The organism is Streptococcus sp. CL6.35 (genome assembly GCF_049737915.1).
Lineage (GTDB): Bacteria > Bacillota > Bacilli > Lactobacillales > Streptococcaceae > Streptococcus.
The window spans coordinates 116,507-142,126 of record NZ_JBKOTU010000004.1 but is presented as its reverse complement, the minus strand read 5'-3'; the positions used below and the strand labels follow the sequence as shown (position 1 = coordinate 142,126).

Sequence of the window (25,620 nt, the reverse complement as noted above, 5' to 3'; positions counted from 1 at the left end):
AAAGTAACTGGCTTTACACTATTTGTAAAGATGTAATTTGATTCAAAAAGAAAAGATAGATTTAAAATGTGGGACAAATGATGGGGTAAATCAGTTATAGACAAGCAAAAAAAGCCTTGATTTACAAGGCTTTTTCCTGTTGTATTTAGATGCCCCCTACAGGGATCGAACCTGTGACCCACGGATTAAGAGTCCGCTGCTCTGCCAGCTGAGCTAAGGAGGCAAAGAAAAAAGCTGTATTGGTGCCGAAACTTCACGGTTTGTATTGAACCCGCGCAATTAAGCAGGTGGGCAACTCGCTCTAACTGAAGCTGTTTCCGTGTGAGACGGCCTACATGCTGTTAGAAGACTTTTGTTTCCCTAATAATACAAAAAATAGTCGGTCAACACTTAAGTGTGAAGTCGTACACCACAGCGTTTCTATGTTTATATAATACCACTTTTTCAAAAAAAATCAAGAGGAAAGTGCAATTTTTTGAAAAGGATTTCAGATTTTTCGCAAACGGTCGATAGCTTCCTTTCTTTGAGCCAAAGCCCGTTCATATTTACCAGTATCTTCTGCTTGGAAATAGTGATGATTACGAATTTTTTCTGGTAGATAGTCTTGCTTGACCCAATTTCCAGGATAGTTGTGTGGATAGAGATAGTCTTGGGCATTCCCCAGTTCCTTGCTTCCACTGTAGTGCCCATCACGCAGGTGTCGCGGAATAGGCAAGTGCCCTGATGTTTTGAGGTCGGCAAGAGCCTTATTCATAGCTACATAGGCTGAGTTGGATTTTGGAGAAAGGGCCAAATCAATGACGACATTGGCAATGAGAATGCGGGCTTCTGGGAACCCAATCTTTTGGGCAGCATCCAGAGCAGTCACGGTGTGAATCTGAGCTTCAGGATTGGCTAAGCCGATATCTTCATAAGCGATAACAGTCAAGCGACGAGCGAGACTTGGCAAATCACCAGCCTCAATCAAGCGGGCAGCATAGTGGAGACTGGCATCCACATCTGAGCCACGGATAGACTTTTGCAGGGCTGAGAGAACATCATAGTGGCCATCTCCATCCTTATCCATAGTGATGTAGCTCTGCTGCAGGCTATTTTCCATGATGTCGAGGGTGATGTGGCGGATGCCCTTATCATTCTCAGGGGTAGAGAGAGCTGCCAAATCCAGTGAGTTGAAGGCAGAGCGAAGGTCTCCGTTTGTAGAGGTAGCAATAAAATCCAGCGCATCTTCATCTAGTTCTACTGGAAAATCAAAACCACGCTCAGGGTTACTTAGAGCTATCTGCAGGGCCTCCTTGACGTCTTGGTTAGACAGAGGTTCCAACTCAAAAATTTGAACACGGCTACGAATGGCAGGAGTGACAGAGAAGAAAGGATTTTCAGTCGTAGCGCCAATCATGATGACCAGACCACTTTCCAAGAGAGGTAAGAGGAAGTCTTGCTTGGTTTTATCTAGTCTATGAATCTCGTCTAGCAATAGGACGAGACCACCAGAGAATTTAGCCTCTTCCGCAATTTCTTGCAGTCGCTTTTTACTATCAACTGTCGCATTAAAGGTCCGAAAGGCATACTTGGTCGTTCCAGCGATGGCCGAGGCAATACTGGTCTTGCCGATTCCCGGAGGTCCGTAGAGAATCATGGAGGATAGGCGATTGGCTTCCACCATGCGACGGATGATTTTTCCAGGTCCGACCAGATGCTCCTGACCGATGACCTGGTCTATGGTTTTAGGGCGCATGCGAAGCGCGAGATTGTCTGGCATAGCAGTCCTTTCTAACGTGGATTTTAGTGTCATATTTTTTGAGTAGAATGACTCATCTAATATATCTTACTATGTCCATTCTAGCCTATTAGTTGTGATATTTCAATGGTTTTGTAATATTCAGGGTGTGAGATAGAATCTTTTTGACTATTTAATTTAATGAGGAGAGGCATCAGCATGAGATAATGGATTTCCCTTAAAACTCAAAATAGGATAGTTGAGCCTAAAGAAGTGGAAGTGCTGACTTGAGAAATAATATTGCTAAATGTTATTGCATGAACTATAATGAAAAGAGAGGTGATAAGTAGTGGAAATAATGGAATTACCAAGTTAGGAAGTTTTCTTGGTAAAGTACATAGTAGATATAAATTTAGATAGCAATATTTGAAAAGGAGAAAATGGAACTAGATGAATACTTCAAATTCAAAGCTACTTGAAAATAAGTCATTTATGGAACTTGACGGACTAGTTGGTTTACCAAATGGAGTGAAATCAGCACCTATGAAATACAATCTTGGAAAAATTAACAAATATTTAAACGAAACAGGAAAAGAATTTAAAGAACTGACTGTTCTGGAACTAAAACAATTTGAGAGAGTTAAATAAAGATGGGACTAGATAAAAGGTTTGTGGAGAAAGCCTTTGCCAGTGGCAAAGATAGAGTGAATAGAGCGATTTTTGTAAAACCTGAAGAGCTTATTGAACTATCTGATGAAGATTTAAGTTATTTTGGGGAAGGTATTTTTTATTGCTTACCTCGTAGCAAATTTGTAGAAAGTCATAAAGATGAGATTAGAGAGAAATACAATCTTTCTAACGAATTACCAAAGATAAATGGCATCTATTTAGGGATTTTTTTAAAAATGAGGTCATGGGATAGAATTAGAAAAACCAAACCAAGCTTAAAAGAAATTATAAACATGGTTGAAAAGTGAAATAGTAGCTATATATTTTATATTATTGGAATTCCCTTTTGCGTAAGCTTCTTTGGCTTCTGCAAGTGTCATTTCATTAGGGCCGCCATCTATATTAGTTTCTCCTGTATTTTGCCACTGACAGACGTCAAGATGTCATACACTGCTGTAACAGTCCCACATACTGGACAATGGACATATTTGCTACCGTTAATAATGATTAAATTCTCTTTTCCAGTCTTATTCATTTAAGGTTACTCCCAACACTATACAAATATATTAGCTATTTCAATACACTACTTTTTCAATATCATTGATTGTAATTGTTATGGTATCCCAGTCTTTCGGGGAATCTCCTATGTCAGCAATAAAAGTATCTTCACTTAACTTTTCGACAATTGTCGCCGTTTGACCGTTTTTTAACAACACTGTATCAAATTCTAGAATTTTTACGATTTTTCTCCTTGCGTAAGCTTCTTTGGCTTCTGCGAGAGTCATCTTGTTAGGGCCACCGTCAATATTTATAATACCCGTATTTTGCCAACGACAGACGTCACAGATATCATAGTCCATAACTTCAGTTCCGCAAACAGGGCAATGTAGCCATAAATATCCATCAATTACCCAAGTCTTTTGTGATTCATTTATGTCGTTTTTCCTTTTATAAGCCATTTTTGCTTCAGCAAGCGTTATTTTATTAGGACCGCCATCGATATTAAATGCTCCCGTATTTTGCCAATGACAAACATCGCAAATATCATAAGTTTCTACTAAAGTTCCACATACAGGGCAATGCACATGCTCCCAACCATCAATGAAAATTAAATTTTCTTTTTTAGTTTTATTCATGATAAACAACTCCTGTTATTTTGTAATACCGTCTTGAGTTAACTCTATTGATGCGATTTCAGATTCATTAAATCCAACATATGGATATTTATCTGTTCTTATTTTAATTTCATCATAGAGTTCATCTTCTGTATCAAGTTTCCCTGTAAAGCTATTACAATGACTCTCTAAAATTTGACCGTCAACAAAAACAACCCTAATTTCTTTTCCTAAATATTGTTCTAAATTCATTACTGATTTCCTTTCCAATATTATACTTCAAATCAAGTGATATTACTAATGAATAAAGTATGGTAAATGATAAAACAGTTTATCTGACAATGCAAGTTTCTCGTCTGCTGAATGTATTGATTTAGTAGTTTTTGCTAGTCTTTTATAAAAATCGTAATATAATTTTGGGTGATAATCATTTTTTAATGAAGAGAGGAGAAGTAATGTTAAGATTGAATCGCGCCATTTCTAGTGGGTCGAGAAAAGCAGGAACTCTGATAGTTCTGTCTATCCGTTTATATAAGGCTTCCCTTAGAACCACATCTAGGGGATTTTATGTATAAGAGAATAATAAGTATCACTCCTTTACAATACGTGTAGCACGTGTTATAATGGTGTTGTCAGGAGGTAAAAGCGCTATGCCTATGACACAAAAAGAGATGGTTAAACTCCTTACGGCCCATGGTTGGATAAAGACTAGAGGCGGTAAAGGTTCCCATATTAAAATGGAGAAGCAAGGAGAAAGACCTATCACAATCCCTCATGGTGAGCTGAATAAGTACACTGAAAGAGGGATAAGAAAGCAAGCTGGGTTGTAAAATTCAGCCCCTGCTTTTTGATATGGAGGTAGTGAGATGTTAGTTACGTATCCAGCTTTATTTTATTATGACGATACAGACGGAGCAGAAGCGACTTATTTTGTCCATTTCCCGGATTTTGAATACTCAGCGACACAAGGAGAGGGGATTTCTGAGGCTCTGGCTATGGGTTCAGAGTGGTTAGGCATAACTGTTGCAGATTTGATAGAGAGTGATGAAGACTTGCCCCAGCCATCAGATATCAATAGCTTGTCTTTAATTGATAATGATCCTTTTAAAGATGATGAAGATTTCGTGTCAACCTATGACCTTGATAAATCTTTTATTTCTATGGTATCTGTTGATGTATCAGAGTATTTAGGAAGTCAGGAACCCATTAAAAAGACCTTGACCATACCAAGATGGGCAGATAAGTTGGGACGAGAAATGGGACTTAACTTTTCTCAGACTTTGACAGACGCTATTGCAGATAAGAAAATTCAAGCCTAAGATTAAGTGTGACATCGTGGGAATAGTCAATAAAAAAAGCACTCCTAATTGTGCTGGTTACTTGTCTATTGATCCTATAGATTTGCTAGCCCTTTCGAGGGCTTTTTGTGTTGAGTTTTTGGAAAAAATAAGGAAATCAACCGTTTAAGAAAATCACTAATACCAAGGGTTTAAATGAGGTAATATGGTATAATTAGGACATAAAATAATTTTGTGGTAAGATGGTAGTATCTATTTTAGCATATTTCCGAGCAATCGGGGCGATTTAAGAGTCGCATAGAAAGAGGACAAAATGGCAACATATGGATTTTTAGATGTTTTACAAGAAGAGTTGGACAAGAACTTTCCTTTTGATTATGAGATTAGTTGGGACAAGCACAATCATGCGGTTGAAGTGAGTTTTCTATTAGAGGCACAAAATGCTGCAGGGGTGGAGATGCTAGATGAAGACGGAGAGGTTTCGTCAGATGATATCCTTTTTGAAGAAGCGGTACTTTTTTACAATCCTGCCAAGTCAACAGTTAATGCAGAAGACTATCTTACAGTCATCCCTTACCTGCCTAAGAAAGGTTTTTCTCGTGAATTCTTAGCTTATTTTGCGCTATTTCTCAAAGATACTGCAGAGGTTGGACTAGATGCCCTCATGGACTTTTTGGAAGACCCAGAAGCAGAAGAATTTGTCATGGAATGGAACCAAGAAGTCTTTGAAGAAGGAAAAGTCGGCTTGGAAGAAGGGGAATTTTATCCTTATCCGAGATACTAGGAGTTGGTTGGAGGTTTTATGAAAAAAATTGGGACTTATTTGGTTTATGTGCTAGCCTTTGTCTTTATTATGCTAGCTTTTGCTTGTGGAACTATCGCATTTGCAGAGTTGGGGTATTCCGCAGTTTTAGCCTTCACTATTGGTTATTCCTTTGCTCTTCTAAGCATGTATTTAATTTTTATTCTTCATGAGCTGGGTCATGCTTTTTGTGGCTACTTGACAGGCTATCGGCTGGTGGCTTTTGGATTAGGACATTTTCTTTTGACCAAAAAGTCAGGCAGGTTTTATCTTAGTCGAACAGCCGTTATGAAAAATGTTGGTGCTCAGTATATTGGATTGAAAGAAGATGAAAGCGACCAAAGAATCATCCTGATGCTTTCAGGAGGCTTGATGGTTCATCTTAGCTTAATATTATTGGCGATATTGTTTGGATTTTTGACAAGAAGCTGGTATTTTGCTGGTACTTGGATTTTTCTTAATTTGTCTTTCTTCCTAAACAATGCTTTGCCAGTCGGTATCACCGATGGAGCAAAAATCTGGGAATTGCTACAACACCCTGAAAATACCAAATACGCCTACATGGTGTTGAGGCATTCTGCCCAGACCTTGTTAGCTCCTCAAGAATATGACTTGAAAGACTTTACCATGCCTGTTGATGAGGATGCGAGAGGGAGTTTTGCAGAAAGTGTTCAGACTCTTCAGGGATTGGTATTTATATTGGATGATAATATAGAGCTTGCAAAGCAACAGTTTCAGTCTGTGTTAGAGAAAACAGATAATCCAATGTCTAAAACTATTTCTCAAATATACCTTCTTCAAGTTGCTCTGATGGAAGGAGATAATAAGAAAGCGGAAGAATATGCAAGTATTCGAGGGGTCAAATCCTTTTTATCTATTAAAACAGCAGATATGCAGGTCATTCAAGCCTGGTATCAATTTAAGGTAAAGAAAGATGTAGTTCAAACTCACAAGGCTATGAAGATTGCTAGACATAAAATGAATAGCAGCCGGATGTTACGGGATGAGAAAATCTATTATCAAAACTGGTTAGCTGAGCTGGAAAAGGAATTAACCGAAGGAGTCTAATATGGAAATAGAGATTTCTGATTTCACAGGCTGTAAGATTGCTTTGTTTTGTGGAGATAAGCTTCTGACTATCTTACGCGATGATAAGGCAAGCATTCCCTGGCCCAATATGTGGGAACTGCCCGGTGGTGGGCGAGAGGGGGATGAAAGTCCTTTTGAATGTGTGGCGCGTGAAGTTTATGAAGAACTGGGAATTCATTTGACTGAGGATTGTCTACTTTGGGCGAAGGTTTATCCAAGTGTGCTCTATGAAGGTCGGTACTCTGTCTTTATGGTTGGTCAGCTAAGACAAGAACAATTTGACAATATTACCTTTGGAGATGAAGGACAGGCCTATAAACTGATGAACATTGAGGAATTTTTGACATCCAGTCAAGTAGTACCTCAGTTACAAGAGAGATTAAAAGACTATTTAAAAGTAAGTGATTAGAAAGGATGGTTCGGTTAAATTTCTAAACTGAACCCGCCCTAAACATTGTGCCAAAAAGATAAACTTCACGTAGACACAAGCGTCTTCAGAGAAGTTCCTATTTTGACTTTGTGTTTTACGGGCTTGGTATCTTAAATATGGAAACATGGCAAGAGTTAAAAGTTACAGTTAAGCGTGAGGGGGAGGAATTGGTTTCCAATCTCTTAATCGAGTTGGGAGCACAAGGTGTTGCGATTGAAGACAGCATGGACTATGTGGGAAATGTGGATCGTTTTGGAGAGATTTTCCCAGAGGTCGAGCAGCAAGAAGAAATCGTTGTGACAGCCTATTACCCTGATACGGTTGATGTAGCAACGGTTGAGGCAGATTTGCAGGCTCGTCTAGCAGAATTGACAGACTTTATGGATCTGGGTGAGGTCAAGATGGGGACGACTGCCTTGGCTGAGGAAGACTGGGCAGACAACTGGAAGAAATACTATGAACCAGCTCGCATTACTCATGATTTGACTATCGTGCCGTCTTGGACAGACTATGAGGCGACTGCGGGAGAAAAGATTATCAAGCTGGATCCTGGTATGGCCTTTGGAACTGGGACCCATCCAACCACTAAGATGAGCCTCTTTGCCTTAGAGCAGGTTCTCCGTGGTGGCGAAACGGTGCTGGATGTGGGGACTGGTTCAGGTGTCCTCTCTATCGCTAGTTCGCTGCTTGGTGCCAAGGAAATCTTTGCCTACGACCTAGATGATGTGGCGGTTCGTGTGGCTCAGGAAAATATTGAGCTCAATCCTGGCATGGAAAATATCCATGTAGCGGCAGGAGACTTGCTTAAGGGTGTTGAGATTGAGGCAGACGTGATTGTGGCTAATATCTTAGCGGATATTCTCATTCATCTGACAGAAGATGCTTATCGTTTGGTCAAGGACGAAGGCTACCTGATCATGAGTGGGATTATCAAGGACAAGTGGGACATGGTGCGCGAGTCGGCTGAGTCAGCTGGATTTTTCCTTGAAACCCACATAATTCAAGGGGAATGGAATGCCTGTGTCTTTAAGAAAACCAAGGATATTTCAGGTGTGATTGGAGGCTAGCATGCAGCAGTATTTTGTAAAAGGCAGTGCTATCTCTCCTGTCACCATCGAGGACAAGGAAACCAGCAAGCATATGTTTCAGGTTATGCGCTTGAAAGAAGAGGATGAGGTTACTTTGGTCTTTGATGATGGCATTAAGCGTTTGGCGCGCGTCTTGGATGTTGAAAATCGTCAGTTTGAGTTGATCCAAGAATTAACTGACAATGTAGAACTACCAGTCCAAGTGACCATTGCATCCGGCTTTCCCAAGGGGGACAAGCTGGAGTTCATCACTCAAAAAGTAACTGAACTGGGTGCCAGCCAAATCTGGGCCTTTCCTGCCGATTGGTCAGTTGCCAAGTGGGATGGCAAGAAATTGGGCAAAAAAGTTGAAAAACTAGAAAAAATTGCCCTTGGAGCAGCCGAGCAAAGCAAGCGTAACTTCTTTCCAAGCATCAAGCTGTTTGAGAAAAAGGCAGACTTTCTAGCACAACTTGACCAGTTTGACCGCATCGTAGTGGCTTATGAAGAGTCGGCCAAAGAAGGAGAAGCTGCTGCGCTTTTACAAGCAGTTAATGGACTCGAGAAGGGAGCCAAATTGCTCTTTATCTTTGGTCCAGAAGGTGGTCTGTCACCTGCAGAAATCGAAAGTTTTGAAGCTAAGGGAGCAGTCTTGGCAGGTCTTGGTCCTCGTATTTTGCGAGCAGAAACAGCACCGCTTTACGCCTTATCAGCCCTTAGTGTTTTATTAGAATTAGAGAAATAAGAGGAAGAAAATGGAACAAAAACACCGTTCAGAATTTCCAGAGAAGGAACTTTGGGATTTAACAGCCCTATACCAAGACCGTGAGGATTTCTTGCGTGCAATCGAGAAGGCTCGTGAAGACATCAACCAGTTTAGCCGTGACTACAATGGCAATCTTCACACTTTTGAAGATTTCGAGAAGGCCTTTGCGGAATTGGAACAAATCTACATTCAGATGAGCCATATTGGCAACTATGGCTTTATGCCTCAGACGACAGACTATAGCAATGACGAATTTGCCAACATTGCCCAAGCTGGGATGGAATTTGAAACAGACGCCAGCGTAGCTCTGACCTTCTTTGACGATGCCTTGATGGTAGCAGATGAGGAAGTCTTGGACCGTTTGGGTAAATTGCCTCATTTAACAGCTGCCATTCGTCAGGCCAAAATAAAAAAAGCCCACTATTTAGGGGCTGATGTGGAGAAGGCCTTGACCAATCTCGGCGAGGTTTTCTACAGTCCGCAGGATATTTACACTAAGATGCGAGCTGGGGATTTTGAAATGGCCGACTTTGAAGTCAATGGCAAGACCTACAAAAACAGCTTTGTCACCTATGAGAATTTCTACCAAAATCACGAGGATGCTGAGGTTCGTGAAAAATCTTTCCGTTCCTTCTCAGAAGGTCTTCGTAAGCACCAAAATACAGCTGCGGCAGCCTATTTAGCCCAAGTCAAGTCTGAAAAATTATTGGCAGATATGAAGGGTTACGACTCTGTCTTTGATTATCTTTTGGCTGAGCAAGAAGTGGACCGTGCCATGTTTGATCGCCAGATTGACCTCATTATGCAGGAATTTTCGCCAGTCGCTCAGAGATACCTCAAGCATGTTGCCAAGGTCAATGGTCTTGAAAAGATGACCTTTGCAGATTGGAAATTGGACTTGGATAGCGCCCTAAATCCTCAAGTGACTATTGACGACGCCTATGATTTGGTCATGAAGTCGGTAGAACCTTTGGGGCAAGAATATTGTCAGGAAGTTGCTCGCTATCAAGAAGAGCGCTGGGTGGACTTTGCTGCCAATAGTGGTAAGGATTCTGGTGGTTATGCGGCGGATCCATATCGCGTGCACCCTTATGTCCTCATGAGTTGGACAGGTCGTTTGAGCGATGTCTATACCCTGATTCATGAAATTGGGCATTCTGGTCAATTCATCTTTTCAGACAATCACCAAAGTTACTTCAACGCCCACATGTCTACTTACTATGTCGAAGCGCCGTCAACCTTCAATGAATTGCTTTTAAGTGATTACTTGGAACACCAGTCTGACGATCCGCGTCAAAAACGCTTCGCTCTTGCCCACCGCTTGACAGATACCTACTTCCATAATTTCATTACCCACCTCTTGGAAGCAGCCTTCCAGCGCAAGGTTTATACACTGATTGAAGAGGGAGAAACATTTGGAGCAAGCAAGCTTAATAGCATTATGAAGGAAGTCTTGACAGACTTCTGGGGAGGTGCCATTGAAATTGACGACGATGCGGCTCTGACTTGGATGCGCCAAGCTCACTACTACATGGGCTTGTATAGCTACACTTACTCTGCTGGTCTTGTTATCTCGACTGCGGGTTACCTCCATCTGAAAAATTCAGAAACTGGAGCCGAAGACTGGCTCAACCTCCTCAAATCAGGTGGCAGCAAGACACCGCTTGAGTCAGCCATGATTATCGGAGCGGATATCTCAACAGACAAACCACTCCGTGATACCATTCAGTTCTTGTCAGACACAGTTGACCAGATTATTGCCTACAGTGCCCAGTTGGGAGAGTAGGGGGATAGAAAGATTGTTCTAGAATGATGTTTATGGGTTTGTTAAGCGTCATTATAATTGGCTTGGCTGTAGCTATTTTCAAACACGCCGTTGAAGGTCATGATGTTAAAATTGAACTTGCGGTAAGTTGGTATTGATAGTTATTTACTTCATTTTTTATCAGATTGTATTTAATTGAGAATTCAATATTAAGTCATTTAAGGACGGCTTTTTGAACAGTTGTTAGAAGTGTAGAGTTATTGCCCATGTATCAAGAGTTACTAAGAAAAATAGCAGTTGAAAAACCAAGTTATCATCAGGAGGAAATCCAGTGGTTGCTTGACCATTTGGGAGATCCTTCTCCAGAAATTCGCGATGACCTTGTTTTTACAAGCTTTGCTAGAGGGATTCAGGAAGAGCTATTTACACAGGAACAATTTTATTTCATTGCTGAGGTGGTCTCAGCTGATGGAGGACTAGATAAAGAGATTGATAAGGTAGGTCTGCCAACACTTGAACGTTCTTTTAGGGCACTTGTTTATGCAAACCTCTTGTTTGCGGATGCCAACCAGCAATCGGTTTTTTATCAGGGATTAAAAGCAGAAATTCGCAATGTCCTTTTAAATCAAGGTTTGCACTATCTTTCAAAAGAAAAGGACACGACAGGTTTTTCAAGTCAGTATGGTTGGGTTCACGCTTTTGCACATGGAGCCGATTTACTGACAGAGGTAGTTTGTCATCCAGACTTTCCTAAAAACAGAGTTCATGAAGTATTTGACATACTTGGCAAACTGTTTAAAAGAATTACCATTCGTTTTACAGATGATGAAGATTGGCGTTTAGCAAGAGTGCTTTATGAACCGATTTTACAAGGGAAGTTGGAGCAAGAGCAAGTAACTGCTTGGATAAAAACGGTTGATTTTCCGATAGAAGAAAGGGAGGATTTTTACAAATTTTCCAACTTTAGATCCTGTCTGTTGGAAGTCTATGTCCAACTTGACCAGAGAAATAGTTTACAAGATGACTTGAAAGAAGCTATCCAATCTTTTCAATATTAGGGATTAACTAGTATTACTTAGTAATAGGGTTTCTATTGTATCCTCCTACCTGATAATAAAAACTAATAAAAGAGGTTGAATCATTTTCCAACCTCTTTTTGTGTATCTTAATGGAATTGCATACCACCATCCACGATAATGGTTTGTCCTGTAATGTAGTTTGAATCTGGTCCTGCGAGGAAGCTGACAGCAGCAGCCACATCTTCTGGTTCAGATAGGCGTTTTAGGGTAATATCTTTTGCAAATGTCTGCATACCCCACTCGTCATCTTTTCCTGCATTTTTACCAACTTCATGAGCGATGTCGTACATCATTGGTGTTTTCACAATACCTGGTGCGTAGGCGTTAACAGTGATGCCTGAGTCTGCTAGATCACGTGCTAATGTTTGCGTAATTCCTCGAACAGCAAATTTTGTTCCACCATAAACAGTTAGATTTGGGTTACCGACTACACCAGCTTGAGAGGTTGCGTTGATAATTTTACCTCCGTGGCCAAGTGCTTTAAATTGCGCTTGTGCAGCTTGTGAACCCCAAATGACACCACCAACGTTGATACCGAAAGTGCGTGTAAATTGTTCCTCAGTAATTGTATCAAGAGGAGTAGTTGGAGCAACACCAGCGTTATTTACGACAACATTTAAATCACCAAAATGGTCAACAACCTTTTGAAATGCTTGTGCAACTTCGGCCTGTTTCGAAACATCGGCCACGACAGCAAAGGCATTTTCAGCTGATAATTCGGCAACAGCTTTTTCAGCTGTTTCAGGATTGTAGTCTAAGACTCCTACCTTAAAGCCATCTTGAACCAATCGTTTTGCGATTGCAAAACCGATTCCTTGACCTGCACCTGTGACAATAGCAACTTTAGACATATGATTCCTCCTTGGTATTTACGATACCATTCAAACGTTCATAAAAGAACAGCAAAGTTGTAAAAATTAGTTCAAATTAGGGAATAAATAACATATCTGAACTATGTTAATAGTATATACCTTTAGAAAAAATGTTTCAAATAAACACTACCGTTTTTATAGAATTTTATCCTGAAAATTTCCAAACAATTTTCTTGAAACCCTTTCCCTCTTTTGATAGACTAGTATCTAGTTTTTGAAAAAGGAGAAAGAAAATGAAAAAATTTGTCGCTGAGTTAATCGGTACTTTTATGCTTGTGTTCATCGGGACAGGAGCTGTTGTTTTTGGAAATGGTCTTGATGGCCTAGGTCACCTTGGAATCGCCTTTGCCTTTGGTTTAGCCATCGTGGTTGCAGCCTACTCAATCGGAACTGTTTCAGGTGCTCACTTGAACCCAGCGGTTTCGATCGCTATGTTTGTAAACAAACGTTTGTCATCTTCGGAGCTTGTTAACTACATCCTTGGGCAAGTAGTTGGAGCTTTCCTTGCATCAGCTGCGCTATTCTTCCTCTTGGCGAACTCAGGGATGTCAACTACTAGTCTTGGTGAAAATGCCTTGGCAAACGGTGTCACTGTCTTTGGTGGTTTCTTGTTTGAAACAATCGCAACCTTCTTGTTTGTCTTGGTTATCATGACCGTGACTTCAGAAAGCAAGGGCAATGGAGCGATTGCTGGTTTGGTAATCGGTTTGTCCTTGATGGCCATGATCCTTGTGGGATTGAACATTACTGGACTTTCAGTAAACCCAGCTCGTAGCTTGGCACCAGCTGTCTTGGTAGGTGGCTCAGCCCTTCAACAAGTATGGATTTTCATCCTTGCTCCAATCGTTGGTGGGATTCTTGCAGCCCTTGTTGCTAAAAACTTCCTTGGAACAGAAGAATAATTGAAACTCAAAAAGCCTTGCTCCTCGATTTGAGGAATAGGGCTTTTTCTTATCTGTTTATACTCAATGAAAATCAAAGGGCAAACTAGGAAACTAGCCGCAGGCTGTACTTGAGTACGGCAAGGCGACGTTGACGCGGTTTGAATTTGATTTTCGAAGAGTATTAACGGTTGTCAATTTTCTCTGGATAAAGGTCGTGTTGGAAGAGGCGTTGTTCTGCCAAGCCATCATACTTAGTTCCAGGCTTACCGTAGTTGTAGTAGGGGTCAATTGAGATGCCACCGCGCGGAGTGAATTTTCCCCAGACTTCTAAATAGCGAGGGTCTAGCAAGTTGACCAAGTCTTTCCCGATGGTGTTGATACAGTTTTCGTGGAAATCTCCGTGGTTTCGGTAGCTAAAGAGGTAGAGTTTGAGGGATTTTGACTCGACACAGAGCTTGTCAGGGATGTAGGAAATATAAATGGTCGCAAAGTCTGGCTGAGCAGTGATCGGACAAAGTGAGGTGAATTCAGGGCAGTTGAATTTGATGAAATAGTCATTTTCCACATGACGGTTGTCAAAGGATTCGAGGATTTCTGGTTGATAGTCAAAAATGTAGTTGGTTTCTTTGTTGCCCAGTAGGCTGAGGTTTTTCATTTCTTCTTGTTGTGACATGATTTTTTCTTTCTAATCTTAAACACCGCGTTGGTTGTCGTAGAGGAGGGTATGTAGTTGAGGAAGGACGCGGACATTGCCCCAGCTATCGTCAGTAGCGACACGTTCCCAGAGTTCTTTGAGGCGGTCCAGTTGGTCTTGGACAATATTACCTGTAGCTTTTGGCTCAGGATTTCCAGCTGATAAGAAGAGAACATCTGGTTGGTAGCGCTCTTGAATGACTTTAGCAAAGGCCAAATCCGCATCATCAAAGACAGGGATTTTAAAGGTGACCTTGTCTGGATCCAGTTGGGAAACGATAAAGTCCAGGGTCTCAAAGTTGACTTCCATCTTGGATGAAGGAGGTTTGGGACTTAGAGTGACCTGGTCGATGTCTTTTAACCAATTTTGCCAGCGGGAGCCTTGGGTCTCAACAGCCAGAGTGACACCACGTTCCTTGAGCTTGGTTACTAGCTCAGCCATGTTGGCTGCTAGGATAGCAGGATTTCCCCCAGATAGGGTGACGTAGTCGTAGCTCCCTAATTTATCCAAGGCAGCAATGACTTCGTCAGCTGTCATACGAGTTGGCTTTTCAGAACCATCCCAAGTAAAGGCAGAGTCGCACCAGTCGCAGTGGTAGTCGCAACCAGCAGTGCGGACAAACATGGTTTTCTGCCCAATAGCACGGCCTTCACCTTGAAAGGTAGGGCCAAAAATTTCCAGAACTGGTAGTTTGAGGACACGTTCCCTAGTCATCTAACCACTCCCGTCTAAACTCTGCAAAGGAAGTCGGAGTTTCATAGAGGCGAACGTATTCCAAACGAAGACCACGCTCATCAGGTAACTCTTGACTCATGGTTTGGAAAATCCAGTAAACCATATTTTCAGCAGTCGTGTTCATATAAGGCAGAGTTTCATTGAGATAGCGATGATCCAAGTGGGGCTCTAAGTAGTTCTTGTAAATAGCTTTGATGTCTCCGAAATCGTAGGTCATGCCACGCTCATCTAAAAATCCACTAACAGCAATCTGCAGATGATAGGTGTGGCCATGAAGGGATTTGCATTTTCCCTCATAGTGAAAGAGGTGGTGGGCAGCATCAAAGGTAAATTCTTTTGATACCAAGGTTCTGTAAGGATTGTAGATAAGCGACTCCCCAGTTTCCTGTTTGATTTCTTTGGGTGCAAAAAACATTAGTCCTCTCCTTTCTGTGAGAGATAAACATCTAGACCATGTTGACGTAGGTGGCAGGCTGGGCAATCTCCACAGCCACTTCCGATAATACCGTTGTAGCAGGTCAAGGTCTTTTCACGAACGTAGTCAAAGGCACCGAGTTGGTCAGCCAATTCCCAAGTTTCAGCCTTGTCCAGCCACATGAGAGGTGTTTGGATAACAAAGTCGTAATCCATGGCAAGGTTGAGGGTAACATTAAGGGATTTGACAAAGACATCTCGACAATCGGGGTAGCCTGAGAAGTCTGTCTCGCAGACACCTGTCACGATATCTTTAATGCCTCGTTGCTTAGCAAGGACTGCCGCAAAGGACAGAAAGAGGTGGTTACGACCATCAACGAAGGTATTGGGAACCTCTCCCTCTTTTTGCTCAATTTCCAGATCAGAGGTCAGGGCATTTTCAGTGATTTGCCCCAGCAGAGACATATCTAGGATATGATGACGAATCCCCTGCTCCTCAGCGATTTCTCTAGCGACTTGAATTTCGAGATGATGGCGTTGGCCGTAGGCAAAGGTAACGGCTTCGACCGTTTCATAGTGTTCTTTAGCCCAAAAGAGGCAGGTTGTAGAATCTTGACCGCCACTAAAGACGACCAAGGCAGATTGACGTTTCATAGTACTCCTTCCAAAATGGGAAATGTTTAGAGCACGCAAAAAGCTCCCATGAGGGAGCTAAAAAATACCAAATCGAGGTTTTTTTTAGCGATGGCGTGTCCCAAACATCGTAATATTCTACCTATAGTCTAGCATATTTTTTGAAAAATGGCAAAGGGCAAGAAAAAAGAGACCAAAGCAAGTACTTTGTCTCTCGTGTGATTAGCTCAATTCAGCAACGATGGCCTTGATTTGTTCTGCTGTGTGAACACCAGCAACTTGTTTTACCACTTGGCCGTCTTTTTTGAAGAGAAGAGTTGGGATAGACATGATTCCAAAGGCACGAGCTGTGTTTGGATTTTCATCAACGTCCATTTTAACGATTTTCAAAACATCTTCTGAAAGTTCTTCAGACAATTTATCCAAGATTGGACCTTGCATACGACATGGACCACACCAAGTTGCCCAGAAGTCTACCAAGACCAAACCGTCTTTTGTTTCTTGTTCGAATGTTGCATCTGTAATTGCTTTTGCCATTGTATTTCTCCTTTTTTAGTTATATTGGCTTAAATCTTGTTTCTTGAGATAGAAGAAGATATCTCAATAAGTCCCATGGTAGTCCAAATCATGACCGTTGTAAGTTAATTTTTGGACAGGGTAGTAGTCTGCGACGCCGATAAGGCAAGCTTGTTGTGAACGATCAAAGTCTTCATAAGAATCGAAGGTTACAGTTCTTTCGTTCTTGCTGGCATCTAGATAGGTAATTTCAATCATGTTTAAAACTCCTTTGTTTAATGATGACTTTATTTTACTCCTTATAAAAAAGAATGTCAAGAAAAATGATTGCGCACGCAACTTTTTTTCTAAAGTCATCTTAAATCAAGAAATTCAAACCAGTTTCCAAGCTTGATTCGACAGCCCTTTGTAGAGTGGCCAGTGTCTTTTGCCCATCACCTGTCAGGCAGATAAAACTAGAGCGTCTATCTTGATCACAACACCTGCGACTAAGCAGACCGCAATTTTTGGCTTCCAAGCGAGCCACCATCCGAGAAACAGCGCTCGGGCTCAGATGAAGCTTATCTGGCAGGTCAATCTGGCGTAGAGATTTTTCTTGAGCCAAGTCCAGATAGTAGAGCAGGTAGAACTCTTTCAAGGTCAGACTTTGCTCGCTCTGCTGGGCAATAGTCTCTTCCAAGAGACTTTCAATTTCTTTCTGACGCCGATTGAAGTCAAACCATTTTTCCAAATAGGTCATAGTATCTCCTTTCTTTTTAGAGTTGTAAATAGAAGAAAGTCCATTCACGGACAATCTCTGCATCACAAGATGATTGCGCATGCAATAATTATACTACTTTTCAAAAGAGCTGGCAAGAAGGACGCTGGAATCTTTTATCCTAAATCATGCCAGTTTTCACAAGTCAAGAATTGTTTGTATCCCCTTTCCATTTCTAATTTTCATTATCCCTTGTGCATTTCCTTGAAATTTTCTGAAAAAAGAGTAAACTGGTATGCAAGAAGTCTATTTCGTGGAGTATAGGATGAAATTATATGTTCAATTAATGATTCTCTTTGTGATTTCTCTAATCGGAGAGGGAATCTCTAGTTTCTTTCATTTGCCCATTCCAGGCAGTATTATCGGTTTGATTATTCTCTTTCTAGCCCTACAATTCAAGTGGCTGAGAACTAGACATGTCAACATGGTGGGGAATTTCTTGCTGGCCAATATGACCATTCTCTTTTTACCGCCAGCAGTGGGAATCATGGAGAAGTTTGATGTGATTGCTCCCTATCTTTTGCCCATCGTTTTGATTGTCTTTTTTGCGGCTGTTATCAACATTATCCTCATTGCCTTGGTGGTTCAGTTCATCAAGAGACGGTTTGAGGGAGATTATGAGAAAGGAGATGCCAAATGAGTGAATTTGTTTCCAATCCCCTGTTTGGGCTTGCCCTATCAATCCTAGCTTATCTAGTAGGAATGCTGATTTACAGACGTTTTCCCCATCCATTGACAACGCCCTTGCTTTTGTCAGCTGTTTTCATTATCATCTTTCTAAAGGTGACGGGTATTTCTTACCAAGATTACTACCAAGGTGGGGTTTATCTGAACAACTTGATTGTCCCATCGACCGTGGCTCTAGGGATTCCGCTTTATAAGAGTTTTCACCTGATGAAGCACCATGCTCGGAGTATTCTCTTTGGTAGTCTCTTAGCAGTAGTTGTCAATACCTCTTTCACGGCCCTTGTGGCTAAGATTTTTGGCATGGACTTTTTCCTAGCCATTTCTCTTTTTCCTAAGTCAGTAACAACCGCCATGGCAGTGGGAATTACAGAAAAATTGCAAGGTCTGACTACTGTGACCTTGGTAGTTGTAGTGGCGACTGGGATTTTAACCAGTGTCATCGGCCCAACCCTTTTGAAGTGGTTGAAAATTGATGATCCAGTAGCTGTTGGTCTTTCCCTTGGTGGAACAGGCCATGCCGTCGGAACAGGGACAGCCTTCCGATATGGTTCTGTAGCAGGAGCCATGGGTGGTTTGGCTATCGGTGTCACCGGTATTCTCTATGTCTTTGTCAGTCCTATAGTAGCCAGTTTGATATTGAGTTAAAAAGCAAGGAATTTGAGTTCCTTGCTTTTTTAAATCGTATGTTATAGACTATTACTTTTCTTTGCTTAAGTGAATGACTTGGTCGTAGTGTTTTAAGTCCTCTTCTGTGTAGTGGTGAATGACTTCAATGACTGTTTGAGGTAGGGAGAAGAGCAAGTCGCTAATTTTTCTGCTATTTTCCGAGTCAAGATTGGCCTTAATCTCATCTGCTAAGATGAGTTGGCTATCGTGGTAGAGGGCGCGAGCGATTTCTAGGCGTTATTTCTCGCCACCAGATAGACTATCATTTCTGAGCGTTCGATTTTTCAAATGTTCTAATCCTGTTTTTTTGAGGATATGATTTAAAGTATCTGGATTTTTATCCAGTCCCAGAAGGATATTGTCTTCCAGAGAGAGCGTGTCAAAGTAATGGCTATCTTGGAGGATATAGGAACTAAAGCTTGTGATTTCTTGACATGACAGGTTCTGGCCAGCAAAGCGAATCTGTCCACTTGTCGGTGTCTCTTCTCCATGAATGATATTGAGCAGGGTTGTTTTACCAGAGCCACTTTCCCCGATAATAGCAATTTTTTCTCCTTGCTTGATGTGCATGGAAATCGGAGATAAGAGGATATTACCATCTTTTTCTAGGGAGATGCTGTTAAGTTGGATAGGGAAAATGTTTTCTATGCTTCTAGGCGAGATGGAGTCAGACTGACCCAAAAGTTTTTGGTATTTGTTGAGAAGAGTTCGAGTCGCTTTTCGGGTGTTGGTAAAGTAAGCCAACTCTTGGAATTGATAGCCGATATTATGGGAAACTAGATAGATGGCCACAAAACTCGCCGCATCTAAATAATTATAGTAGGTCATAAAGCCACCGATGACGATTGGTGTGACAGAACAAAAGGCATCGATGCTATTGATCAAGAGACTGTTTAAAGTTCGTTGCTTTTCATAGTTAATTTCGGTATCTAGACTGGTTTGTAATTGCTTTTGATAGCGAGCAAAAAAGTAGTCTTGCCCCTGATAATGGCGAATTTGTTGGTTACCACCAATAAAATTTGTCAAGCTTGCTAAGTAGCTCTGGTTAACAGTGGACCGCTTTTCAGAAAGTGAATCCAAACGCTTTGATCCGATAGCACTGCAGAGTACAGGAAAGGAGTAGAAGAGGATGAAAATCAAGCCCAGGTAAAAATTGGTCCATAGGGCATAGAGAATGGACACAGTGGTAAAGCCCAGAGAAGAAATGATGATGATCGTTGGCTCAATATAGTTTTCTTCTAGTTGCTTGACGTCGTTTTCTAGGTCGGACAAGATATCTTTTTCATCAATCTCATAACTGTTTAAAAATCGCTTGAAAATAGCACTCTTGATTCCATATTTGAAGTCAGTAATCAAACGAGCGTAGTAATAACGTTTCCCAGCCAAACCCAGTAAGAGGATGAGATTACCAAGGATTCCTAAAATCAAAACTTTCCAAAGAAGGCCTAGTTCTTGATTGGTAAAACTAGCAACAATATTTTGAACAAGGGCTGGTGTGATAATTGCTTCCAGCCAAGTAATGGCAATAGAAAAGAAGTAAAGTATGAGGTGCTTCTTAGTAACAAATCTTTTCAGCATAAAGAGTTGCCCTCCTTATCGATATACATGTAATCAATTTTAAAGTTATTATACTCCTTTTTATTAAATACTTCATATTAAAAATGTAAGTCCTGAGAACGAAAAAAGTCTAGCGAGTTATTGTCGCTAGACTTTAAAACTATTGCAAATTAACCTTGTTTCTCAAGATGTAGTAGGTTCCGAGGTAAAATATAGCTATGAATATGAGTTCTTCAATAATACTCGTACTTGCTCCCATATAGAAATTATCATTAAATCCTGCAAGTGAATTGACATAGAAGTTCGTACTGGTATTGAAGAAGACTTCTACAAATCCAATGACGATTTGGATACCGATATAAGCTACAATGGCTAGTGCGGTACGGTATTCATTGAACAGTTGTCCGATGGAAATAGCCAAGTAGATGCAGAGGATTCCTGAGATGGTATTTAGTAGGAAGGATACCCCCATAAGAGAGAGTTGAGGAAGGAATGTTCCTACAAGTGGAATCAACTCAGAATTTGATATCCATTCTGGAACCGTTATGGTAACAATAATAAAAGCGCTTAGAGCTAGTACAGTGGAGCTAAGGATAGACCAAATGAAGGCTCCAACTAATTTGGCTGTGATGATATGGTGTTCAGAAACTGGCAAGGTCAAGGTCAGATAGCCTTGTCGGTCATAGACACTACCTTTGAATCGTTTAATAATCAAGAAAATGGTTGAAATCCCAAGTGTAATCATCAATCCACCAAAGACGAGAGCCAGAAAGAAAAGTAAGACAGGTTGGCTATCTTTGAAAGATACATAATTATAATAGTGTCCTTGCATTCCTATGGGAACGGAAAGAACTAGCACGGCAACGTAAAGGGCTAAATACCACTTGTTAACATTTTTAAATTCGTAGCGAACTAAATTCCAAAACATAATAATCTCCTTTGCTTAGGCCTTAAATTCCTGACGGAAGAGTTGGTCAATGGATTCACCAGACTCATAGCGAATATCATCTACATTTCCTTGACGGACGACTTTTCCATCTTTGAGGAAGACAATTTCATCTAAGATTGGCTCGATATCAGAAATTAAGTGGGTAGAAATCAAAACGGTAGAAGTTGGGGAGTAGTTGTTGATAATGGTATTGAGGATATACTCACGGGCTGCTGGATCCACCCCACCAATGGGTTCATCCAAAACATAGAGACGAGCATCACGGCTCATAACCAAAATCAGTTGGACCTTTTCCTTGTTTCCTTTTGATAGTTTCTTGAGACGACTATTTTCATCAATACCGAGGTCAGCAAGAAGATGATGGGCACGTTCAAGATTGAAATCTTTATAGAAGGTCTTGAAGTAGGTTAGGGCTTCTTTGACCTTCATTTGCTCATTGAGATAGGTCGTATCTGGCAAATAAGCTACGATAGCCTTGGTTGCTGGGCTTGGGTCCATATCGTTGATAAGGACACGTCCTTGATCTGGTTGTAAGAGGCCATTGATGAGTTTAATCAAGGTTGTTTTTCCTGAGCCGTTTGGGCCGAGGAGACCGACAATTTTTCCAGCTGGGATGTCAAGAGAAACATTTTCAAGGGCTGGGGTTGCTCCATAAGATTTGGATACATTTTCAAATGCTAGTAATGACATAGGCTTAAACTCCTTTAATATAATCGCCGACTACGCCTGGTAGTTCTTCTTTTTCATAGCCAAAATGGGTCATGGAGGAAACGAAGTGTTCCAATTCTTCTTCCGATAATTGTTTGCGCGATTGGGCGATTAGCTCCTTATCCTCAGTCACAAATCGTCCAGTTGTTCGCTTACTGTAGACAAATCCTTCTCGTTCAAGGTCTGATAAGGCTCTTTGGATGGTGTTTGGATTGACACCAGCCTCGCTAGCCAGCTCTCGCACGGTTGGAAGTTGTTGATTGGGTTCCAGTGTATGGGAAACAATCTGAAGCTTGATTTTCTCCATAATCTGTAAATAGATGGGTTTTTTGTTGTCAAATGTCCAGGACATCTTGGTCTCCTTTCTTTTATCCTTTTGTCTTAATTAAATAATACAACGAAACAAAAAACTTGTCAAGCAAAAAGAAGAATTGTTTTGGGAATCGCTTAAAAAATGGTATAATGAAAAGAAAACGATAAGGAGGGAAAGGATGCGTTGTCCAAAATGTGGGGCTACCAAGTCAAGTGTTATCGATAGTCGCCAAGCAGAAGAAGGGAACACTATTCGTAGAAGACGTGAGTGCGATGAATGCCAACACCGTTTTACAACCTACGAACGAGTAGAAGAAAGAACCTTAGTGGTTGTTAAAAAAGATGGCACACGGGAACAATTCTCTAGAGATAAAATCTTTAATGGAATTATCCGCTCAGCCCAGAAACGTCCTGTGTCAAGTGATGAAATCAACATGGTAGTCAATCGTATCGAACAGAAACTCCGTGGTCGAAATGAAAATGAAATTCAAAGTGAGGACATTGGTTCACTCGTCATGGAGGAGTTGGCTGAGTTGGATGAGATTACTTATGTACGTTTTGCCAGTGTCTATCGTAGTTTTAAGGATGTGAGTGAGCTAGAGAGCTTGCTCCAACAAATCACTCAGTCCTCTAAAAAGAAAAAGGAAAGATAAATGAAGCCAATTGACCGTTTTTCTTATCTAAAGAATAATCGGGTGTCGCAAGATACCTCATCTCTGGTACAGTGCTACCTCCCGATTATCGGTCAGGAGGCACTGAGCCTTTATCTTTATACAATTAGTTTTTGGGATAATGGTAGAAAGGAATATCTTTTTTCAAGCATTCTTAACCATCTCAACTTTGGGATGGATAGACTGATAAAATCCCTGAAAATCCTATCTGCTTTCAATCTCTTGACCCTCTATCAAAAGGGGGATGTTTATCAGCTAGCCCTCCATGCTCCTCTATCTAGTCAGGACTTCTTGGAACATCCTGTTTATCGCAGACTTTTAGAGAAAAAGATTGGTGATGCAGCTGTGGAGGATTTGAAAGTTGAAAGTGTTGATGGTGAAGAAATACCTGTCTCACTCAATCAAGTCTTTCCAGATTTGGCAGAACTAGGAAATCAAGAAGACCTTGGTCTCAAGAAGAAAGTGGCCAACGATTTTGACTTGGACCATTTTCGTCAGCTTATGGCTCGAGATGGGCTTCGTTTTGCGTATGAGCAGTCCGATGTCTTAAACCTCTTTGCCATTGCCGAGGAGAAGAAATGGACTTGGTTTGAAACCTATCAATTGGCCAAGTCAACAGCTCTTTCTCAGGTTATTTCAACCAAACGAATGCGGGAAAAAATCGCTCAAAAACCTGTTTCCTCTGATTTTAGTCCTAAGGAAGCAACCATTATCAAAGAAGCTAAAAGTAAGACTGCCCTGCAGTTCTTAGCAGAAATCAAGCAAACACGCAAGGGGACCATTACCCAAACAGAAAGAGACCTCTTGCAACAGATGGCTGGCTTGGGCTTGCTGGACGAAGTCATCAATATCATTCTCTTATTGACCTTTAATAAGGTGGATTCGGCAAATATCAATGAGAAATATGCCATGAAGGTAGCCAATGACTATGCCTATCAAAAAATTCATTCGGCAGAGGAGGCAGTCTTGCGAATCCGTGAGAGAGGGCAGAAGAATCAGGCTCAAAAAAGTAGTAAACCCAGTCCTGCCAAGTCCAATGTGCCCAAGTGGAGTAATCCAGATTATAAAAATGAAACCAGCGAGGAAACTCGTCTGGAACTAGAACGTAAGAAACAAGAATTATTAGCTCGATTAGAAAAAGGAGGAGATTAGATGGAAAGTGTCGGAGACGTACTCAAACGTCAACCTAGCCGTTTTCATTATCAAGATTTGGTCCAGAAAATCATGAAGGACCCTGATGTTGCGACCTTTATCCAGCAAGAATCCCTGACTCCAGAGGAATTGAATCGCAGTATCTCCAAATTTAATCAGTACATCACCGAGCGTGACAAGTTTCTCCGTGGGGATACGGATTATATTGCCAAAGGCTACAAGCCGATTTTGGTCATGAACCACGGCTATGCAGATGTTTCTTATGAAGAAACTCCTGACCTAATCGCAGCGGAAAAAGAAGCGGCTATTAAGAATCGTCTCAAGTTAATCAATCTGCCAGCCAGTCTCAAAAAAGCTAGTTTAGCTCAAGTAGACTTGGATGATTTGGGGCGCTTGCCAGTTTTTGAAAAGTTATTAGCCTTCGTAGAGCAATATCCAGCTATTCGAAAAGGTCTTTACCTATATGGAGACTTTGGTGTGGGTAAAAGTTTCATGGTGGCTGCCTTAGCCCATGATTTATCAGAAAAACGTGGTGTTTCATCAACCCTTCTCCACTATCCTAGCTTTGTCATTGATGCCAAAAATGCCATTAGTGATGGCAATGTCAAGACCTTGGTGGATGAGATTAAGCTTTCTGAAGTCCTGATTTTAGATGATATTGGTGCCGAGCAATCAACAGCTTGGGTGCGGGATGAAATCCTGCAAGTCATTCTCCAATATCGAATGCAGGAAAATTTACCGACCTTTTTCACATCCAACTTCAACTTTGAAGACTTGGAGCTGCATTTCGCTAAAGGGAAGCATGGAAATGACGAAACCTGGGAAGCCAGACGGGTCATGGAACGCATCCGTTATTTGGCTGAGGAGACTCGTTTAGAAGGAGTGAACCGCCGATGACAGAAACGATTAAACTGATGAAAGCTCATAAATCTGTTCGAAGATTTAAGGAGCAAGTTATCCCTCAGGAAGACTTGACTGAAATCCTGACAGCAGCGCAAATGGCCTCGTCTTGGAAGAATTTTCAATCCTACTCTGTGATTGTGGTACGAAGTCAAGAAAAGAAAGATGCCTTGTATGAATTGGTGCCTCAAGAAGCCATTCGCCAATCTGCTGTTTTCCTTCTCTTTGTCGGAGATTTGAACCGAGCTGAAAAGGGAGCTCAACTTCATACTGACACCTTCCAACCTCAAGGTGTGGAAGGCCTCTTGATTAGTTCGGTCGATGCGGCCCTTGCTGGTCAAAATGCCCTGTTGGCAGCTGAAAGTTTGGGCTATGGCGGTGTCATCATTGGCTTGGTGCGTTACAAGTCAGAAGAAGTATCAGAACTCTTTAATTTGCCTGACTATACTTATCCTGTTTTTGGGATGGCACTAGGTCTTCCAAATGAAGAACATGAAGTCAAACCTCGCTTGCCATTGAATCAAGTAGTATTTGAGGAAGAATATCAGGAACAAACAGTTGATGTGATTGAGGCTTACGACCGTGTACAGGCTGACTATGCTGGGGCGCGTGCGACCACAAGTTGGAGTCAGCGCTTAGCAGAACAGTTTGGTCAAGCTGAACCAAGCTCAACTAGAAAAAATCTTGAACAGAAGAAGTTATTGTAGAAAGTGAGA

The 25,620-nt window shown here is 41.3% G+C and carries 31 protein-coding genes, 1 tRNA gene and 4 pseudogenes; 18 read left to right on the top strand and 18 right to left on the bottom strand.

Annotated elements, in window-relative coordinates; genetic code table 11:
• Positions 1–150: 150 nt before the first annotated feature.
• Positions 151–223: transfer RNA gene (locus ACLNCP_RS06535), tRNA-Lys, on the bottom strand.
• A gap of 264 nt (positions 224–487) precedes the next feature.
• Positions 488–1,759, bottom strand: coding sequence for a replication-associated recombination protein A (locus tag ACLNCP_RS06530; protein ID WP_001113194.1), 1,272 nt, complete (start codon positions 1,757–1,759; stop codon positions 488–490).
• A 408-nt stretch (positions 1,760–2,167) separates the two neighbouring features.
• Here ACLNCP_RS06530 and ACLNCP_RS06525 point away from each other — a divergent pair, with 408 nt between their 5' ends.
• On the top strand, positions 2,168–2,365 hold the full coding sequence (locus ACLNCP_RS06525) for a hypothetical protein (RefSeq protein WP_084888807.1): 198 nt from the start codon (positions 2,168–2,170) through the stop codon (positions 2,363–2,365).
• A 2-nt stretch (positions 2,366–2,367) separates the two neighbouring features.
• Positions 2,368–2,694: a hypothetical protein gene (locus ACLNCP_RS06520; protein WP_084888805.1), complete on the top strand. Its 327-nt coding sequence runs from the start codon at positions 2,368–2,370 to the stop codon at positions 2,692–2,694.
• Between the two features lie 33 nt (positions 2,695–2,727).
• Here the strand turns inward: ACLNCP_RS06520 and ACLNCP_RS06515 are convergent.
• The 4 genes and pseudogenes from ACLNCP_RS06515 to ACLNCP_RS06500 form a co-directional block, all read right to left on the bottom strand.
• Positions 2,728–2,921, bottom strand: a pseudogene (locus ACLNCP_RS06515) (CPCC family cysteine-rich protein); the annotation flags it as partial.
• Positions 2,922–3,135: 214 nt separating this feature from the next.
• Positions 3,136–3,345: pseudogene (locus ACLNCP_RS06510) on the bottom strand (CPCC family cysteine-rich protein); the annotation flags it as partial.
• A pseudogene (locus ACLNCP_RS06505) lies at positions 3,331–3,522 on the bottom strand (CPCC family cysteine-rich protein); the annotation flags it as partial. The pseudogenes ACLNCP_RS06510 and ACLNCP_RS06505, both read right to left, overlap by 15 nt.
• Before the next feature lie 15 nt (positions 3,523–3,537).
• The gene (locus tag ACLNCP_RS06500; RefSeq protein WP_084888801.1) at positions 3,538–3,753 is read right to left on the bottom strand and encodes a hypothetical protein; all 216 of its coding nucleotides are present in this window, start codon (positions 3,751–3,753) and stop codon (positions 3,538–3,540) included.
• Between the two features lie 398 nt (positions 3,754–4,151).
• On the opposite strand from ACLNCP_RS06500, the gene ACLNCP_RS06495 reads away from it, so the two are divergent.
• The 9 genes from ACLNCP_RS06495 (at position 4,152) to ACLNCP_RS06455 (ending at position 11,776) form a co-directional block, all read left to right on the top strand.
• Positions 4,152–4,331: a type II toxin-antitoxin system HicA family toxin gene (locus ACLNCP_RS06495; protein WP_001132287.1), complete on the top strand. Its 180-nt coding sequence runs from the start codon at positions 4,152–4,154 to the stop codon at positions 4,329–4,331.
• 36 nt (positions 4,332–4,367) lie between these two features.
• Positions 4,368–4,820, top strand: coding sequence for a type II toxin-antitoxin system HicB family antitoxin (locus ACLNCP_RS06490; RefSeq protein ID WP_084888798.1), 453 nt, complete (start codon positions 4,368–4,370; stop codon positions 4,818–4,820).
• Between the two features lie 292 nt (positions 4,821–5,112).
• Positions 5,113–5,583 (top strand): DUF3013 family protein, encoded by a 471-nt coding sequence (locus ACLNCP_RS06485; RefSeq protein WP_261052706.1) that lies wholly within the window; start codon positions 5,113–5,115, stop codon positions 5,581–5,583.
• A gap of 18 nt (positions 5,584–5,601) precedes the next feature.
• On the top strand, positions 5,602–6,669 hold the full coding sequence (locus ACLNCP_RS06480) for a M50 family metallopeptidase (RefSeq protein ID WP_049543075.1): 1,068 nt from the start codon (positions 5,602–5,604) through the stop codon (positions 6,667–6,669).
• Position 6,670: 1 nt separating this feature from the next.
• Positions 6,671–7,099 carry an NUDIX hydrolase gene (locus ACLNCP_RS06475; protein WP_424844206.1) on the top strand — a complete coding sequence of 143 codons (429 nt, stop codon included), beginning with the start codon at positions 6,671–6,673 and terminating at the stop codon, positions 7,097–7,099.
• 137 nt (positions 7,100–7,236) lie between these two features.
• On the top strand, positions 7,237–8,187 hold the full coding sequence (gene prmA, locus ACLNCP_RS06470; protein WP_424844205.1) for a 50S ribosomal protein L11 methyltransferase: 951 nt from the start codon (positions 7,237–7,239) through the stop codon (positions 8,185–8,187).
• A 1-nt stretch (position 8,188) separates the two neighbouring features.
• Complete coding sequence (locus ACLNCP_RS06465) at positions 8,189–8,932, top strand: 16S rRNA (uracil(1498)-N(3))-methyltransferase (protein WP_261065377.1); 744 nt, start codon at positions 8,189–8,191, stop codon at positions 8,930–8,932.
• A gap of 10 nt (positions 8,933–8,942) precedes the next feature.
• Positions 8,943–10,739, top strand: a complete 1,797-nt coding sequence (gene pepF, locus ACLNCP_RS06460; RefSeq protein WP_261065378.1) for an oligoendopeptidase F — start codon at positions 8,943–8,945, stop codon at positions 10,737–10,739.
• A gap of 245 nt (positions 10,740–10,984) precedes the next feature.
• Positions 10,985–11,776, top strand: coding sequence for a DUF2785 domain-containing protein (locus tag ACLNCP_RS06455; RefSeq protein ID WP_049488282.1), 792 nt, complete (start codon positions 10,985–10,987; stop codon positions 11,774–11,776).
• A 107-nt stretch (positions 11,777–11,883) separates the two neighbouring features.
• Here ACLNCP_RS06455 and ACLNCP_RS06450 read toward each other — a convergent pair whose 3' ends face one another.
• Positions 11,884–12,648: a (S)-acetoin forming diacetyl reductase gene (locus ACLNCP_RS06450; RefSeq protein ID WP_000048147.1), complete on the bottom strand. Its 765-nt coding sequence runs from the start codon at positions 12,646–12,648 to the stop codon at positions 11,884–11,886.
• Between the two features lie 254 nt (positions 12,649–12,902).
• On the opposite strand from ACLNCP_RS06450, the gene ACLNCP_RS06445 reads away from it, so the two are divergent.
• Positions 12,903–13,571: an MIP/aquaporin family protein gene (locus ACLNCP_RS06445; protein WP_000714814.1), complete on the top strand. Its 669-nt coding sequence runs from the start codon at positions 12,903–12,905 to the stop codon at positions 13,569–13,571.
• 163 nt (positions 13,572–13,734) lie between these two features.
• Here the strand turns inward: ACLNCP_RS06445 and queF are convergent, their stop codons facing one another.
• From queF to ACLNCP_RS06410, 7 genes are all read right to left on the bottom strand, one after another.
• Complete coding sequence (gene queF, locus ACLNCP_RS06440; RefSeq protein ID WP_424844204.1) at positions 13,735–14,226, bottom strand: preQ(1) synthase; 492 nt, start codon at positions 14,224–14,226, stop codon at positions 13,735–13,737.
• A gap of 18 nt (positions 14,227–14,244) precedes the next feature.
• Positions 14,245–14,961, bottom strand: a complete 717-nt coding sequence (queE, locus tag ACLNCP_RS06435) for a 7-carboxy-7-deazaguanine synthase QueE (RefSeq protein WP_049550633.1) — start codon at positions 14,959–14,961, stop codon at positions 14,245–14,247.
• Positions 14,954–15,397: a 6-carboxytetrahydropterin synthase QueD gene (gene queD / locus ACLNCP_RS06430; protein WP_237447458.1), complete on the bottom strand. Its 444-nt coding sequence runs from the start codon at positions 15,395–15,397 to the stop codon at positions 14,954–14,956. The genes queE and queD overlap by 8 nt, the downstream gene beginning before the upstream one ends.
• Entirely contained in the window at positions 15,397–16,050 is a 654-nt protein-coding gene (gene queC / locus ACLNCP_RS06425) for a 7-cyano-7-deazaguanine synthase QueC (RefSeq protein ID WP_020901662.1), read from the bottom strand. Before queC ends, queD begins: the two co-directional genes overlap by 1 nt.
• A 201-nt stretch (positions 16,051–16,251) precedes the next feature.
• Entirely contained in the window at positions 16,252–16,566 is a 315-nt protein-coding gene (gene trxA, locus ACLNCP_RS06420) for a thioredoxin (protein WP_001029581.1), read from the bottom strand.
• A gap of 63 nt (positions 16,567–16,629) precedes the next feature.
• A complete protein-coding gene (locus ACLNCP_RS06415; RefSeq protein ID WP_424844203.1) occupies positions 16,630–16,803 on the bottom strand; it encodes a DUF4649 family protein in 174 nt (57 codons plus the stop codon).
• Between the two features lie 100 nt (positions 16,804–16,903).
• Positions 16,904–17,284, bottom strand: coding sequence for a MarR family winged helix-turn-helix transcriptional regulator (locus ACLNCP_RS06410; protein WP_060805749.1), 381 nt, complete (start codon positions 17,282–17,284; stop codon positions 16,904–16,906).
• 283 nt (positions 17,285–17,567) lie between these two features.
• On the opposite strand from ACLNCP_RS06410, the gene ACLNCP_RS06405 reads away from it, so the two are divergent.
• Both ACLNCP_RS06405 and ACLNCP_RS06400 read left to right on the top strand, forming a co-directional pair.
• Positions 17,568–17,942 (top strand): CidA/LrgA family protein, encoded by a 375-nt coding sequence (locus ACLNCP_RS06405; RefSeq protein WP_000781325.1) that lies wholly within the window; start codon positions 17,568–17,570, stop codon positions 17,940–17,942.
• Entirely contained in the window at positions 17,939–18,634 is a 696-nt protein-coding gene (locus ACLNCP_RS06400; protein WP_001288952.1) for an LrgB family protein, read from the top strand. Before ACLNCP_RS06405 ends, ACLNCP_RS06400 begins: the two co-directional genes overlap by 4 nt.
• Before the next feature lie 51 nt (positions 18,635–18,685).
• On the opposite strand, the pseudogene gggC reads toward ACLNCP_RS06400, so the two are convergent.
• The 4 genes and pseudogenes from gggC to ACLNCP_RS06380 all read right to left on the bottom strand — a co-directional run bounded on the left by gggC (position 18,686) and on the right by ACLNCP_RS06380 (position 22,221).
• Positions 18,686–20,233 (bottom strand): annotated as a pseudogene (gggC, locus tag ACLNCP_RS06395) (streptosactin export ABC transporter GggC).
• 139 nt (positions 20,234–20,372) lie between these two features.
• Positions 20,373–21,140 (bottom strand): hypothetical protein, encoded by a 768-nt coding sequence (locus ACLNCP_RS06390; protein WP_424844202.1) that lies wholly within the window; start codon positions 21,138–21,140, stop codon positions 20,373–20,375.
• Positions 21,141–21,155: 15 nt separating this feature from the next.
• Positions 21,156–21,851 carry an ABC transporter ATP-binding protein gene (locus tag ACLNCP_RS06385; RefSeq protein ID WP_000054197.1) on the bottom strand — a complete coding sequence of 232 codons (696 nt, stop codon included), beginning with the start codon at positions 21,849–21,851 and terminating at the stop codon, positions 21,156–21,158.
• 4 nt (positions 21,852–21,855) lie between these two features.
• Positions 21,856–22,221 carry a GntR family transcriptional regulator gene (locus tag ACLNCP_RS06380; protein WP_000119149.1) on the bottom strand — a complete coding sequence of 122 codons (366 nt, stop codon included), beginning with the start codon at positions 22,219–22,221 and terminating at the stop codon, positions 21,856–21,858.
• Between the two features lie 139 nt (positions 22,222–22,360).
• On the opposite strand from ACLNCP_RS06380, the gene nrdR reads away from it, so the two are divergent.
• The 4 genes from nrdR to ACLNCP_RS06360 are packed head-to-tail and all read left to right on the top strand — an operon-like array spanning position 22,361 to position 25,611.
• Complete coding sequence (gene nrdR / locus ACLNCP_RS06375; protein ID WP_001203672.1) at positions 22,361–22,834, top strand: transcriptional regulator NrdR; 474 nt, start codon at positions 22,361–22,363, stop codon at positions 22,832–22,834.
• A complete protein-coding gene (locus tag ACLNCP_RS06370; protein ID WP_049544580.1) occupies positions 22,835–24,004 on the top strand; it encodes a replication initiation and membrane attachment family protein in 1,170 nt (389 codons plus the stop codon).
• Positions 24,005–24,901: a primosomal protein DnaI gene (dnaI, locus tag ACLNCP_RS06365; protein ID WP_424844201.1), complete on the top strand. Its 897-nt coding sequence runs from the start codon at positions 24,005–24,007 to the stop codon at positions 24,899–24,901.
• On the top strand, positions 24,898–25,611 hold the full coding sequence (locus ACLNCP_RS06360; RefSeq protein WP_033684854.1) for an NADPH-dependent oxidoreductase: 714 nt from the start codon (positions 24,898–24,900) through the stop codon (positions 25,609–25,611). Before dnaI ends, ACLNCP_RS06360 begins: the two co-directional genes overlap by 4 nt.
• The last annotated feature ends 9 nt before the right edge of the window (positions 25,612–25,620 follow it).

Excerpts from the sequence above, each read along its gene's own strand:
- ACLNCP_RS06465 (WP_261065377.1), top strand. The coding sequence starts at position 8,189 with ATGCAGCAGTATTTTGTAAAAGGCAGTGCTATCTCTCCTGTCACCATC.
- queC (WP_020901662.1), bottom strand. The coding sequence starts at position 16,050 with ATGAAACGTCAATCTGCCTTGGTCGTCTTTAGTGGCGGTCAAGATTCT.
- ACLNCP_RS06485 (WP_261052706.1), top strand. The coding sequence starts at position 5,113 with ATGGCAACATATGGATTTTTAGATGTTTTACAAGAAGAGTTGGACAAG.
- ACLNCP_RS06530 (WP_001113194.1), bottom strand. The coding sequence starts at position 1,759 with ATGCCAGACAATCTCGCGCTTCGCATGCGCCCTAAAACCATAGACCAG.
- ACLNCP_RS06450 (WP_000048147.1), bottom strand. The coding sequence starts at position 12,648 with ATGTCTAAAGTTGCTATTGTCACAGGTGCAGGTCAAGGAATCGGTTTT.
- prmA (WP_424844205.1), top strand. The coding sequence starts at position 7,237 with ATGGAAACATGGCAAGAGTTAAAAGTTACAGTTAAGCGTGAGGGGGAG.
- queD (WP_237447458.1), bottom strand. The coding sequence starts at position 15,397 with ATGTTTTTTGCACCCAAAGAAATCAAACAGGAAACTGGGGAGTCGCTT.
- ACLNCP_RS06455 (WP_049488282.1), top strand. The coding sequence starts at position 10,985 with ATGTATCAAGAGTTACTAAGAAAAATAGCAGTTGAAAAACCAAGTTAT.
- ACLNCP_RS06445 (WP_000714814.1), top strand. The coding sequence starts at position 12,903 with ATGAAAAAATTTGTCGCTGAGTTAATCGGTACTTTTATGCTTGTGTTC.
- ACLNCP_RS06370 (WP_049544580.1), top strand. The coding sequence starts at position 22,835 with ATGAAGCCAATTGACCGTTTTTCTTATCTAAAGAATAATCGGGTGTCG.
- nrdR (WP_001203672.1), top strand. The coding sequence starts at position 22,361 with ATGCGTTGTCCAAAATGTGGGGCTACCAAGTCAAGTGTTATCGATAGT.
- ACLNCP_RS06390 (WP_424844202.1), bottom strand. The coding sequence starts at position 21,140 with ATGTTTTGGAATTTAGTTCGCTACGAATTTAAAAATGTTAACAAGTGG.
- pepF (WP_261065378.1), top strand. The coding sequence starts at position 8,943 with ATGGAACAAAAACACCGTTCAGAATTTCCAGAGAAGGAACTTTGGGAT.
- ACLNCP_RS06490 (WP_084888798.1), top strand. The coding sequence starts at position 4,368 with ATGTTAGTTACGTATCCAGCTTTATTTTATTATGACGATACAGACGGA.
- ACLNCP_RS06475 (WP_424844206.1), top strand. The coding sequence starts at position 6,671 with ATGGAAATAGAGATTTCTGATTTCACAGGCTGTAAGATTGCTTTGTTT.
- ACLNCP_RS06410 (WP_060805749.1), bottom strand. The coding sequence starts at position 17,284 with ATGACCTATTTGGAAAAATGGTTTGACTTCAATCGGCGTCAGAAAGAA.
- ACLNCP_RS06380 (WP_000119149.1), bottom strand. The coding sequence starts at position 22,221 with ATGTCCTGGACATTTGACAACAAAAAACCCATCTATTTACAGATTATG.
- queF (WP_424844204.1), bottom strand. The coding sequence starts at position 14,226 with ATGTCACAACAAGAAGAAATGAAAAACCTCAGCCTACTGGGCAACAAA.
- ACLNCP_RS06525 (WP_084888807.1), top strand. The coding sequence starts at position 2,168 with ATGAATACTTCAAATTCAAAGCTACTTGAAAATAAGTCATTTATGGAA.
- ACLNCP_RS06520 (WP_084888805.1), top strand. The coding sequence starts at position 2,368 with ATGGGACTAGATAAAAGGTTTGTGGAGAAAGCCTTTGCCAGTGGCAAA.
- ACLNCP_RS06400 (WP_001288952.1), top strand. The coding sequence starts at position 17,939 with ATGAGTGAATTTGTTTCCAATCCCCTGTTTGGGCTTGCCCTATCAATC.
- ACLNCP_RS06495 (WP_001132287.1), top strand. The coding sequence starts at position 4,152 with ATGCCTATGACACAAAAAGAGATGGTTAAACTCCTTACGGCCCATGGT.
- ACLNCP_RS06385 (WP_000054197.1), bottom strand. The coding sequence starts at position 21,851 with ATGTCATTACTAGCATTTGAAAATGTATCCAAATCTTATGGAGCAACC.
- ACLNCP_RS06480 (WP_049543075.1), top strand. The coding sequence starts at position 5,602 with ATGAAAAAAATTGGGACTTATTTGGTTTATGTGCTAGCCTTTGTCTTT.
- ACLNCP_RS06415 (WP_424844203.1), bottom strand. The coding sequence starts at position 16,803 with ATGATTGAAATTACCTATCTAGATGCCAGCAAGAACGAAAGAACTGTA.
- trxA (WP_001029581.1), bottom strand. The coding sequence starts at position 16,566 with ATGGCAAAAGCAATTACAGATGCAACATTCGAACAAGAAACAAAAGAC.
- ACLNCP_RS06500 (WP_084888801.1), bottom strand. The coding sequence starts at position 3,753 with ATGAATTTAGAACAATATTTAGGAAAAGAAATTAGGGTTGTTTTTGTT.
- queE (WP_049550633.1), bottom strand. The coding sequence starts at position 14,961 with ATGACTAGGGAACGTGTCCTCAAACTACCAGTTCTGGAAATTTTTGGC.
- ACLNCP_RS06360 (WP_033684854.1), top strand. The coding sequence starts at position 24,898 with ATGACAGAAACGATTAAACTGATGAAAGCTCATAAATCTGTTCGAAGA.
- ACLNCP_RS06405 (WP_000781325.1), top strand. The coding sequence starts at position 17,568 with ATGAAATTATATGTTCAATTAATGATTCTCTTTGTGATTTCTCTAATC.
- dnaI (WP_424844201.1), top strand. The coding sequence starts at position 24,005 with ATGGAAAGTGTCGGAGACGTACTCAAACGTCAACCTAGCCGTTTTCAT.